We start from the raw sequence: 12,886 nt of genomic DNA, 5'->3' as shown, positions 1-12,886 counted from the left end.
ATGGACATTATATACAAAGTACTCCCTAATATAATTACTCTATCTAGAATTTTATTGACTTACTTATTTCTTTTATTACAAAATAAACAATATCATGATATAAAAAACAGGGAGACTTTTTTGTATTTATCAATTATTTTTTTATGTATATGCATTACAGATTTAATGGATGGTAAAATTGCCAGATTTCTCAATAGTAAATCCTTTATAGGAAGTTTTCTAGATGTGGCAGCAGATGCTGCCTTCATTTTTTCATCATTTATATCCCTAAATATTCATGGAATTATACCTTTTTGGTTTACAATAGTTATATTAATCAAATTTGTTGAATTTATAATAACATCCTATGTATGGAAAAAGCTGAATAACAAAACTTCTGAATTATTCATATCTGATCCTATAGGTAGATTAACAGCAGTTTTATTTTATATTATTCCTGGATTAGTAGGAATTTTATTTTACAAATTTCAAAATAATCTATTATTAACAACTAATATATTAATATTTATTACAACTATATTAGCGGTTGTTTCATCTTTCATAAGGTGTTCAAATTGTTTTAAGTACTTTAAGAGAATACCTTGAAAGCCATGCCAAAACATCTTCAATAACTTCATCTTTATTGATTTCATTTAACATGTCATGTCTGCCATCCTTATAAAGCTTAAAGGTAAGATCTTTCACTCCCAGTGACTTATAAGTTTCAGCTAATCTTTTTACTCCCTTACCACTTTTTCCTACAGGATCTTTTCCACCGGAGAAAATATATATAGGTAAATCTTTAGGAACATTTTTTAGATTTTTCTTATTTTCTATTTCTATTAAACATCTAAAAAAATCATAGTAAAAGCTGCAGGTAAATACAGTGCCGCAAAATGGATCTTTTATATACTTGTCTACTTCCTCATTATTCCTGTTAAGCCAATCAAATTTAGTTCTGTTTGGCTTAAATGGTTTATTATATCCTCCGAAAATGAGATCATTTAATATCTGGCTCTTTGCTTTTACTCCATTTTTTTTAATTTCCAATTTAGAAACTAGTAATCCAATCCTTAATATAAGTCCTTGCCTACCATTAGAACCATAAAGTATAGCTCCTTTTAATTCCTTTCCATAGAGCATTATGTATCGTTGGGTCAAGAAGGATCCCATACTATAACCTAATAAAAATATTGGCAAATCCTTATTTTCTTTTTTTATAATATCCGTAAGGGTATGCATATCCTTCACTAGCCATTCAAAACCATCTTTTTCTGCTAAATAACCAACATTCTCTATATTTTTTGCAGTCTTACCATGTCCTCTATGGTCATTAATATAAACAATATATCCATTCTCCGTTAATACCTTTGCAAAGCCTTCATATCTTGCTGCTGTCTCCGCCATACCGTGAGCTATCTGTACAACACCTTTAATATTAATATTTTTTTCTGGTTCGCACTTATAAACGTAAATTTCCAAACTATCTTCACTTTTAAAAATAAAATTTGTAGATTTCATTATCTATCTTTAGTGATAGAATGTATCTCAGTACAATCCTCCACTAAATTCTCGCCTCTTTTCTTTTTATATTTTTCTCTGTATAAAATTTTTATAAATCTATAAATCAAACAGTGTTGACTCTGTTACTTTTTCGAATAGAAAAGGTTGAATTAAAGGATATGTGAGATTTTCAGGTATAGCATCGAATAAATTAATTTCTCCCTTAGTCACTATCAACACTTCTTCTATTATTTTATGCAAATGACATTTCTATGTAAGATTAGGTAGTATCTTACTTACATAAATTTCATATTCATCAACCTAATTTTTACAAGTATGTATTTAAATTTTAGTATACTCTAATATTGAACAATGTAAGATTTTATCCACTGGTACTAATGCAGCAAATATTTCTGCATGAGCAACCACCGTTACTTTTGAATAATCTAAATATCTCACCAAAACCGAATCAATTCTTTTTCTAAGATTTTCTTTTGTCTCCCAAAGTTTTAACTCATCTTGTGGATATACTCCTCCATGCATAGTATAGTCATGCCATAATTCAATTAATTGATCCTTCGAATCATAGTTAAAATTTAAATCTGACTGCCATTCTCTCAAGTCAAATTCTACGTGTAAATCAACTCCAGTCTCCTTTGATATAATAGAAGCAGTTTGTAGAGCCCTAGTATAAGGTGAAGTAATAATAATATCTGATTTGCCTATTCTTACATCTTTGGAAGCTTTTTTAGCCTGCTTAATACCATTATTAGTTAAGGGTATTAAATCCATTGCTTGTCCTTTTAAATTATATTTCTCTATACTATCCCAATCTTGCTCACCATGCCTAATGAAATAAAATTGTGTCAATTATAACACTTCCTTTCATCAACTTAAATAATTACAAAATCACTATCTCATACAGCTTAAACCAAACTAATTTTGGAATATTTAAGCCTAAATCAACAGTTCCAGCATATTTATATCCACTCTTCTCATATAATGAGATTGCCGGTGAATTATGAATAGAAACATCTAAACGAATTGCTTTCATTCCCTGTTCAATACTATACATCTTTGCAAAATCTAATAACTTTTTTCCAATACCGTTTTTCATATACTTCGGATGAACAACGAGGGTATGTATTACAATAATATAATTATAATCTGTTTCAATTCCCCATTTTACTTCAGAGTATGCACTTTCAGGTTCATGATTTAGTATTATAGAACCTGCTATTTCATTATTAATTTTTAATACAAATAAATTATTATTTTTAATTCCGTTAACAGCTGTTTCTCTAATAGGATATATTCCCTTTATCCATCCTGGATAATTTATTCCTGTTTGTAAATAATCATTTAAATCATCATATAAACTTGCCAGTTCATCTATGTCATTTATTGTTCCTTTTTCTATTATATAATCATTGCTATCTGCTTTTTCAAGTAATCTATAATTCAAAGTAATCATCTCACCTTCATATGAGTTATTAATCTATATGTTAATTTTTCCATTACCAATGTGTTAAACTTATCACTTTTTATTATATGTCACATTTTCTTAATTGAAATTTCCCATGCTATTTTACTCACATTGTACCTATTTATCTCTGTTTCCATTATATATTGAATATCCCATTCTCTAAAAAGTTCTCTCAATTGTGATTCATTAAAAAATCTCTTTAAATTACCATCAATATTATAAAAATTTTCTTCTATTTTTATTCCTTGTCCTGCGCCATAATTCATATCTCTTGTTGAATTAACTCTACATATCAATGTACCCTCGTTTATTAAAACCCTTTTTATTTCTTTCAATATATCTTGAGTTTCATTCCATGTAAAATAATGTAATGAAAGATCTGAAATAATTACTTTTGCAGAACTATCTTGAAAAGGCAAGCCATCTTTCATATCAAAGCATTTAACATTTAAATTATCAATAAAATTACTCAATCGTCTTAATGCCTTTTCTGAAAAATCACAAGAAATCACCTCATATTTTCTCTCTTTGAGATAGAGAGTATCATTCCCAAATCCACATCCTAAATCAATAATTGGAATATCCTTTGATTCCATAAGTATATTTTCATATTTATCTAACCATAAGTCATACTTTGGTTTTCTATCCAAAATTGACTGATATATTTTATTCCAATATTCTTTTTGTAGATTCATTTTTAAATTTTCCCCTTTTTAATAACATCAGTTATTAGATTTTCATTACTCTTCATAATTACCTCCTTGTAATAATTATTATACTTAAATCTTTATATAGTGATAATCTCCATTTAGCTATACAAAACTTCACCAATTATCATGCACAAAATCCCATTTTATCTTAACTTATACATCAATATTATAATATAGCATATTAGTTATCAACTAATAATTTCAATAGGATGCAAATATATGTATTCTATTTTTGCAGCAAAAAATAGAAAAACACTATCAAACTATTGCATTTAATAGTTTTGATAGTGTTATAATTTTTACTTATGAAGCTTGGCTATCCTCAAAAGAATCAGCTTTATTCTTATTCATTATGTTACTTATCCATCCTGGCAAAGCAATAAGTGATGGTACAAATATTGGCAGCAGTAATAAACTTAAAGCTGCAAGACCAATAACTACAGCTATAGCCAGTTGAATTAATAATCTTACTCCAGATGGTGCCATAGTAATAAAGGTACCCCCAAGAATTAATGCTGCTGACATTACTATTCCACCTATATTTCTTGAAGCTATGATTATTGCTTCATTTTTAGAAATGCCTTTGCATTCTTTAAACCTCATCATAAGGAATATACTATAATCAACTCCTAAAGCTACAATCATAACGAAGGAGAAAAATGGTACGTTCCAGGACACTCCATCAAGTTTAAATATATGAAATACTATAAAATTAAGTAGAGAGGATGATATATAATAAGCTGCCATTAATGCTATGCTTATATACAATGATATTAAAGGTGACCTTATCACTAATAAAAGTACCGCAAATATGGCAATTAAAACTATTATCTTTATAGTATTCAAGTCACTAAGTGCTATATTATTAAGGTCATAGTCGGAAGCACTGGTACCAGTAACTCCATAAGTTGCACTCTTAAGATCAGTTCCATTAATAGCAGTTGGTATTATATTATTAATATTTTTTACAGTATTCATAGCTTCTGTTGAATATGGATCAGAATCTAAAACAACTATAAGTTTAGTTATCTTTCTATCATCTGTCATATACATATCCAAGGATTTTTTAAAATCATCGGAATTTAATTGTTCACTTGGCAAGAAAAATGTCTGAGTATTATTTAATTGATCCAAATAATTATTTGTCTGATTAAGACCACTAGAAATGGAAGATAATCCATTACTGCTTTGTCCTAATGCATTTTTTAATTCAGGTATACTTGAAGAAAACTTCTTAAGTTGATCATTAAGCTGAACCTGACCATCCTTTACCTGACTTAATCCAGAATTAAGTTTGCTCATATTTTGTATTATTTCACTTTGACCATTTCCACCTGTTCTAAGACCACTGGCTAAGGCAGCAGAACCATCCTGAAGTTGTGAAAGTCCAGATAATATTTGATTTTGAGCAGCATTAATATTATTTAAATTTGTTGTAATATCTCCAAGATTAGAAGTAAGAACGTCATAATTTTGTTTGAATTCATTAACTCCTGTATTAAGCTGTCCTACTCCATCATTTAGTCCAATGATACCAGTACTCAACTGTCCAATACCACCATTTAACTGGTCAATGCCAGTATTCAATTGACCAATTCCATTATTTAATTGTCCTATATTATCCACGGCTGTCCTTAAATATGGATCATTATTAAGCGCTTCTTTGAATCTAGGATCATTATTTAGTTGAGCAAGTGAGTTAACTATTTTATTTGAATTTTCATTAAGTTCACCAGACTTCTCCACTATTCCCTTTCCACCATTGCTTACTTCATTAATACCTTTTTGAAGTCTATTAACTCCATCTTGTACCTTGCCAACTCCCGGTATAATGCCACTATTATATTTAGATCCAAGTTTATCATATCCATCATGGATTTGTGATAATCCATCCGATAGTTTTTTGGTATTAGTTACTACCTGTGCCAGACCATTCTTAGCCTGAACTATACCTGCATTAATCTTATCTGCACCGTCAGTTCCCTGAGAGATTCCCGTATTTACCTGATTCATTCCTGAAGTTATAGCAGTTAATCCATTTTGAACCTGTGAAGTTCCAGCTACAAGGGCATCAACTTTAGATAAATCATTTAGATTAACGGAATTTAAATTATTATTAATCTGCGTTAAACCATTGTTTATTGTATCTACACCATCTTTAGATTTTGAAATACCTTCCGTTACCTGCTGAGTCTGTTTTCCTATATAAAGTAAATCGATTGGATCAGACAATGGTTCTGTGGCACTGGACACAGATTTAACTCCCTTAATATTTCTAATCTGTTTAGTTAAATTATCAATTACTCCTAAATCAGAATTGTTGTTCATTGGTTTATTATTCTGAAGAACCACTGTAGTTGTCAGTGCCTGCCCCTTTCCAAAAGAATCTGCCACTAGATTAAAACCTTTTACAGATCCAACAGAATCACTCAGTTCATTTATTGTATCATAGGAATACTTTTGAACATTAAATAAAACTGTAGGAATAAGAATAACTATAACTATAATTGAAACTAAAGCTGGTTTTTTTACTGAAAATGAAGTTGCTTTCCCCCAAAACTTACTTGGCTTGTGATTATTAACCTCTTTTGAAGGCCAGAAAAGTTTTATTCCCAAAGTTTTCATTATGAAAGGTGTAAGAGTTAGTATTTCAAGTAAAAGTATTATTACACCAATAGCAACACAGTTTGCAGAACGATACATTCCAAATTTAGCAAGAGTAAGACTTAAAAATGCTATAAAAACTGTAGCTATACTAAAAACTATTGTTTTTCCAGCAGTTTTATAGGTTTTTATAATCGCCTCATCTATTGAGTTACCCTTTGACATTTCATCTTTAAATCTATTAAACAATAAAATATTATAATCTGTTCCAATACCAAATAATATAAGCACAAGTACCATTTGAGTAAGTGATGAAACAGAATAATTAAATCTATATACAAATTGTCCTACAATTGCCATGGAAACAATATAGGATATTCCTACTGCAAGTAAAGAAACAATTGGAGTAACAAAAGACCTGAACATAATTATCAATACAACTAATATAAAAATTATAGTAAGTATTGCACTTTTATCAACACCACTAGAAATAACTCTTATATAATCATCATTTATAAAATCTTCTCCTGTTAAATAATAATTTATATGAACATCTTTAAGTTTATTTTTGAACTCATTTTGTATATCGCTTACTTCACGTCCATTTTTATTAAGTCTGAAACTTACCATAACAGTTTTTTCATCTTGCGAGATTAGCTTTGATTTAATATCTGGTGTATTAAATGGATCAAGCATATCACTTACGCCAAGGTCCTTTTGATTATCCTTAATAACATTTACTCCAGCCTTTATATTATCCATATCACTGGAAGTCAATTTATTTTTACTGTTAAACACAATAAGATCTGCATTTCCTGAGGTCTTATTCATTTTCTTTAGGATGTTATCCGCTTTAACAGAAGGATTATCATCACTTAAAAATTGCTGTCCCTTATCTCTAAGTACCTTATTTAAATCTGGTGAATATATTACAGATAATACTATTGCAGCAACCCACACCACAAATATAACCCATCTGTATTTTATTATTTTATGCACTTTATTCCCCTCCATCAATAATCTTTAGTTTTTTTTGATATATCACCTCACTTAAACTCCTACTAATTTTTTATATAATTAAATCTATATATTGAACTCCAATTTCACAACTAACTCAAAAAATTATTGGTAAAGCTTTATTATTTTCATCAAAAGTTACACAAATAAAATAGTTATTTTAATGCTTATGAGCATTAATTGTGAATCTAAGTTTAATATAATTTGTTAGCTAAAAGTATGATATAAACTTATTTGAGAATACCCTTCAATGTTATTTTAATAATACCGTCAATAATATCATCTATAGTCAAATCGTTATTAACAAGAAAGTCATAGTCAAAGAATATATCACTAATTTTTTCAATTAATTTACTTAAAATTCTATAATCTATATCCTCTTTAATTTTTCCCTCTTTCATTGCATCTTTTATGAGTTTTTCTACTATGTCTAATTTAAAATTTTTTAGTTTCTGTATTTCTTCCCACTGTTCTGGATAATATAGTTTTGCTTCATTAATAATATTTATAGGTATTTTATATTCATTATTTGAACAGACAATTTTATGAAGCTTATCACTAAATTCTCCTTTATAATTAATAGCTTCAACAGTGTTCTCCTTACAAGTTCTTATAACTTCATTAAAGAATTCTTTTACTATTTCATCTTTACTGCGAAAATACTTATATATAGTTTTTTTACTGATTTTCAATTCTATTGCAATTTCATCTATAGTAAATTTTTTCAAACCATATATCTCTATTTTTGAAGCGGCCACATCCAGTATTCTTTCTCTCATATTCTCACCTAGTTTCACTGTAGTCTACGGAAACTATATTAGTTTAATTAGTTTCCACATAGTTATATTATATCATCATTAATATGTTGTCAATTATGATTTTTTAACAATTATACTTTTATTATAGAAAAATATAGGTTATTTCTCGTATATTTTCCGTTCAATTGTAACAATCTTTCAAATAACTTACTTATTCATTGAAAGTGGATATTTTACATATAATTATTAATACTAAATCTGGCAAGTAATCTTAATAAGTATTAATATATCTATATTTATGTACAAAATTTTCTTAAACATAATTAGATATTACCAACTACTTATTAAATCACTTGACATCTACAAATTAATACAATTTTAAAAATTTTTCACCAATTTTATTTTTGGAATATACTCTTTATTATTAAATATGTGAGGCAATCTCATATGCATCCCAAATAGCATACATAATATTTGAAACTTTACGTGAATCACCTAGCAAATATATTTCTGGTATTTCCTTTTTTAGAGCATCATATATTGACCTTTCAGAATTATACCCTACTGCCAATATAACACTATTACATTCAATAGTTCTAGAACCTTGTCCATTTCTATTTATTATTACTTCATCTTTCGTTGCTCTAACCACAGTAGAAGATGTTAAAACTTCAACTCCATTAAAAGTAATGAGCTTTTTCAGCATATCACTATTAGCTGGACAAGATGGTGCATTTACTGCAAGAAGCTTATCTAATGCTTCCACAATAGTGACATTAACACCTTTTTTAGCCAACCAAAGTGCAATTTCACAACCAACAAGACCACCACCAACAACAACTGTTTTTTCCCCTGGATTAACTTTTCCAGTGAGAACATCTGCTGCTGGAAAAACATTATTGTCATTACCAAAATTAAATATTTTTGGGATAGAACCAGTTGCAACTATTACTGCATCTGCATTATAGTTTTTAGCCTTTTCAAAGGTTATAGCTTCATTTAAGTGTACTTCAACATTAAGTGAATCAAGCTGATATTCATACCATTTAATCAGTGCATGATCATCATCTTTAAAATCTGGCATTCCACCTGGAATTAAATTTCCACCAAGCCTACTGCTTTTTTCATAAATCACTGGTTCATGACCTCTAAGTGCAAGTACTCTTGCAGCTTCACAACCAGCAACTCCTCCGCCTATAATTAAAACTTTCTTTTTCTTTAATGCAGGCACAATTCTATTCACACTCTCACGACAAGCTTCTGGATTTACTGCACAATTAAGAGAAACATATGTAAACATACGGCCAAGACATCCTTCATGACATGAAAGACATGGACGTATAGCTTCTACTTTTTCAGCCTTCAATTTATTGACATAGTATGGATCTGCTAAAAGAGGACGGCCAAGACTTACAATATCACATGCTCCATCTGCTACTGCCTTGGATGCCATATCTGGATTATCCATTCTTCCGGCACAGATAACTGGTACATTTACATTTTCCTTAATTATTTTAGCATAAGGTATATATAACCCTTTTTTCTGATACATTGGCGGGTGATTCCACCACCATGAATCATAGGTTCCTACATCTACATCAAGAGCATCATACCCGTAACTTACAAGCAGCTTTGCGGCCTCAATACCTTCTTCAATGTCACGACCTTTTTCTTCAAATTCTTCTCCTGGCAATGCTCCATCTTTCCAATCCTTTATAAAACTTTTTAACGTATAACGTAGAGTAACGGGAAAATCTGGTCCACAGGTTTTTCTTATCTCTTCCACAACTTCTCTGGCATAACGTAATCTATTTTCCAATCCTCCGCCATATTCGTCATTTCTATGATTATAAAAGGCAGTTGCAAATTGATCCATTAGATATCCTTCATGTACTGCATGTATTTGCACACCATCAAAACCTGCATTTTTTGCAATAAGGGCAGATTTACCAAACATTTTAACAATATGTTTAATTTCATCCACTGTTACTTCACGACAGGTTACATCAGTCCATACATTTTTTATAGGTGATGGTGCTACAGTTTCAGCTTCATAAGGAGTGTACAATACTCTTCCAAATCCACCACCTAATTGTATAAATATCTTTGAATCATAAGCATGAATACGTTCTACCATTTCTCTGGAAGTTCTTAAAAACTGATTTGGATTTTGTGTTGCACATGGAAAACCTGTTCCAATGTGATTCTCAACAATATTATCTACCTGAGTAACCCCTGTAATTATAAGTCCTGTTCCACCCTTGGCACGTTCAGTATAGTAGTCTATACCACGCTGATTAAATCCACCCTGAGAATCTCCTAAACCCATAGGCCCCATAGGTGCCATGACAAATCTGTTTTTAATTTCAAGTTTTCCAATTTTTACAGCTTCAAATAAAATTTCATGGTTCTTCTTCAATCCCAAATCCCCCTTTAAATATTCATAAATTTATAGTTCTTTTGACAGTTCACTTAATATCTGTGCATTGGCATTAATTTCTTCTATAGCTGCTGTAATTTCCTGAAAGGACGCTGACTGTACCTCAAAAAAAGAATTAGACTTTTCCACTCCTGCTGATATGTTGGAAACTCCTGATTCTATTTCCTTCAATACAGACTCAATCTTTTTTATTGATTCACTGCTGGAGCTGGATAGCTTTCTTATTTCTTTAGCAACAACACTAAATCCTCTTCCTACTTCACCTGCTCTTGCCGCTTCAATTGCTGCATTTAATCCAAGTAAGTTCGTCTGATTAGAGACCTGTTTTACAAAATCTACTATTTCATCTGTATTTTCTGTAGTACTATTTGCTTTTTTGACCTCTCCCAATATATTTTCATTTAAATATACTAAGTCCTGAGATTTTTTTGATATATCCTGTATTGACTTAGATATTTCATTTAATGAATTTGCCAGATTTTGTGAAAATTCGTTTACCTTCAGTCTCTTTTCTATACTCTTTCCAGTGACGATTGCACCAGCGATTTCCCCATTTTCATTCTTTATTGGTATAGCATAAGATTTAAAAGCTACTCCATAAGCTTCCTTTGGTACATCTTTAATTATAATTTTTCCTGTATTAAGTGCATCATAAATTGCACCTTTTTTAGAAACATGCTCTCCCACAGCAGCACTCATAGGCAGCTTTTCATTTTCCAATATAGCTATATATTTTTCAGTATCAGTTACTGAAAAGGCAGCTTCATCATCAAAAATTATTTTTAAATAAGGCATTACTGTGGAAAAAGCCTCCAATACTTTATTACTTTTGTCTTCCATAACAATTTCTCCTCTTATAATTTACTCTAGTTATTAATTTAAGAACTATCTAGTTGGTATATCTTTAATTGGGTAAATAATTCAATAAGACATTGATAATACTTAGTTTTCTTTTTAGGAAATTTTATACATAAATATAATCATATTATATTTTCCATGATTAATTACCAAACCTAGGATATTATAAACACTAAAGTAAATATTTCCTTATTATATATATCGTAGAATAATTGTTATTCTAAACATAAAATTCTTCTTTATCTTCCAATCTAAGACAAGCCAATTTCCCATCTATTTGTGTAAAAACGCAACCGCAATCTATATAGTAGGTATCATTTGCTTTTAATATTTTTGCATTTTCACTACTGTTATTAATAATTTGAACTGGAGTATGACCGCAAATAATATTATAACCCTCTATCTTTTCCTCATGGTCTATGCCACCTCTATACCAAAGAATAGTTTCTTCATCCTGAATATCCATTATTTCTTTTATTGATAATTTTTTATATTCAACTGGCAGCTTTATCCCTGCATGAACTAATATATTATTATCAACTATTTCATACAAAGGAAGATTGCATATATATTCATATAATGAATCATTAAAAGCTGCGCCTCTTTTCATTATTTCAATATAAGTCCTCTGTCCACCATTCATAAACCAGGTCACACCATATATTTTATTCTTATAAAAATTTTCATACATATTTTCATGATTGCCCTTAATTAAATGTATATTATTGTGATTTCTAATATAATCAAATATATCAAGTGGTTTATTTCCTCTGTCAAATATATCCCCTATTACATACAATTCATCTTTATCAGAAAAATTTATAAGATTTAACATTTCAATAAACTTTTCATAGCACCCATGAATATCACTCATTGCATATTTACTCATTTTTTATCACCAGATCCTAGCAAAATTTTATGGTATTAAAAGATTATATATAAAGCCCATAAACTTATTTAGTATTCATTTACACATTATGAATACTAAATAAAATTTGATAATATTCTTTTAATAAATTTTTCTAAATCCTCTCACACTATCTGTAAATCCCAGATTTTCATAAAATTTATGTGCTCCTTTTCGAAAATCAGAAGATACAAGTATTGCATAGGTGCAGCCTTTAGTTTTAGCAAATTCATCAAGAGTAGACATTAATCTTTTACCTATTCCTTTTCCTCTTAAATCCGCCTTAACAATTACATCTTCAATTACCAAAAAAGACAATGTTAAACATTTACAATATATGCCAAGCATAGATCCAATAATCTTTTTATCTTCCTTGGCTACTGCTAAGAAATAATTTTCATTCTCTATTATTTCCTTGTAGTTTTCTATAGATTTTTCCAATGACATTTCAAAGGGAATTAACTCATCATATAATTCTAATAAATGGGGAATATCTTCTGACTTCAATTTTTCTATAATCATAATTGAATTATCCTTTCATCAATATATTACTATCCATAAAAACAATTTATTATATTGTATATTTTATATTGTAAATATTCAACCAAGTTTACTATTTAATCA

The 12,886-nt window shown here is 29.3% G+C and carries 11 protein-coding genes; 1 reads left to right on the top strand and 10 read right to left on the bottom strand.

Annotated elements, in window-relative coordinates:
- Positions 1-585 carry a CDP-alcohol phosphatidyltransferase family protein gene (locus ABF633_RS14125; protein ID WP_415524533.1) on the top strand — a complete coding sequence of 195 codons (585 nt, stop codon included), beginning with the start codon at positions 1-3 and terminating at the stop codon, positions 583-585.
- Here the strand turns inward: ABF633_RS14125 and ABF633_RS14120 are convergent.
- From ABF633_RS14120 to ABF633_RS14075, 10 genes are all read right to left on the bottom strand, one after another.
- A complete protein-coding gene (locus ABF633_RS14120; protein WP_415524532.1) occupies positions 550-1,500 on the bottom strand; it encodes a lysophospholipase in 951 nt (316 codons plus the stop codon). The two genes, ABF633_RS14125 and ABF633_RS14120, sit on opposite strands and share 36 nt — an antisense overlap.
- A 324-nt stretch (positions 1,501-1,824) precedes the next feature.
- Complete coding sequence (locus ABF633_RS14115) at positions 1,825-2,352, bottom strand: histidine phosphatase family protein (RefSeq protein ID WP_415524531.1); 528 nt, start codon at positions 2,350-2,352, stop codon at positions 1,825-1,827.
- Between the two features lie 31 nt (positions 2,353-2,383).
- A complete protein-coding gene (locus ABF633_RS14110) occupies positions 2,384-2,956 on the bottom strand; it encodes a GNAT family N-acetyltransferase (RefSeq protein ID WP_415524530.1) in 573 nt (190 codons plus the stop codon).
- 80 nt (positions 2,957-3,036) lie between these two features.
- Entirely contained in the window at positions 3,037-3,663 is a 627-nt protein-coding gene (locus ABF633_RS14105; RefSeq protein ID WP_415524529.1) for a class I SAM-dependent methyltransferase, read from the bottom strand.
- Between the two features lie 318 nt (positions 3,664-3,981).
- Entirely contained in the window at positions 3,982-7,281 is a 3,300-nt protein-coding gene (locus ABF633_RS14100) for an MMPL family transporter (RefSeq protein ID WP_415524528.1), read from the bottom strand.
- Between the two features lie 248 nt (positions 7,282-7,529).
- Complete coding sequence (locus ABF633_RS14095; protein WP_415524527.1) at positions 7,530-8,078, bottom strand: TetR/AcrR family transcriptional regulator; 549 nt, start codon at positions 8,076-8,078, stop codon at positions 7,530-7,532.
- Between the two features lie 403 nt (positions 8,079-8,481).
- A complete protein-coding gene (locus ABF633_RS14090; RefSeq protein WP_415524526.1) occupies positions 8,482-10,476 on the bottom strand; it encodes an FAD-dependent oxidoreductase in 1,995 nt (664 codons plus the stop codon).
- Between the two features lie 30 nt (positions 10,477-10,506).
- The gene (locus tag ABF633_RS14085) at positions 10,507-11,337 is read right to left on the bottom strand and encodes a methyl-accepting chemotaxis protein (protein ID WP_415524525.1); all 831 of its coding nucleotides are present in this window, start codon (positions 11,335-11,337) and stop codon (positions 10,507-10,509) included.
- A 238-nt stretch (positions 11,338-11,575) separates the two neighbouring features.
- Complete coding sequence (locus ABF633_RS14080; protein WP_415524524.1) at positions 11,576-12,244, bottom strand: metallophosphoesterase family protein; 669 nt, start codon at positions 12,242-12,244, stop codon at positions 11,576-11,578.
- A 120-nt stretch (positions 12,245-12,364) separates the two neighbouring features.
- Positions 12,365-12,784 carry a GNAT family N-acetyltransferase gene (locus ABF633_RS14075; protein ID WP_415524523.1) on the bottom strand — a complete coding sequence of 140 codons (420 nt, stop codon included), beginning with the start codon at positions 12,782-12,784 and terminating at the stop codon, positions 12,365-12,367.
- Between the last annotated feature and the right edge of the window lie 102 nt (positions 12,785-12,886).

Origin of the sequence: Clostridium sp. (assembly GCF_047718555.1) — a bacterium.
Classification (GTDB): domain Bacteria; phylum Bacillota; class Clostridia; order Clostridiales; family Clostridiaceae; genus Clostridium_I.
Note: the sequence above shows the minus strand (reverse complement) of the source record. Positions and strands in the feature narration are given on the sequence as shown.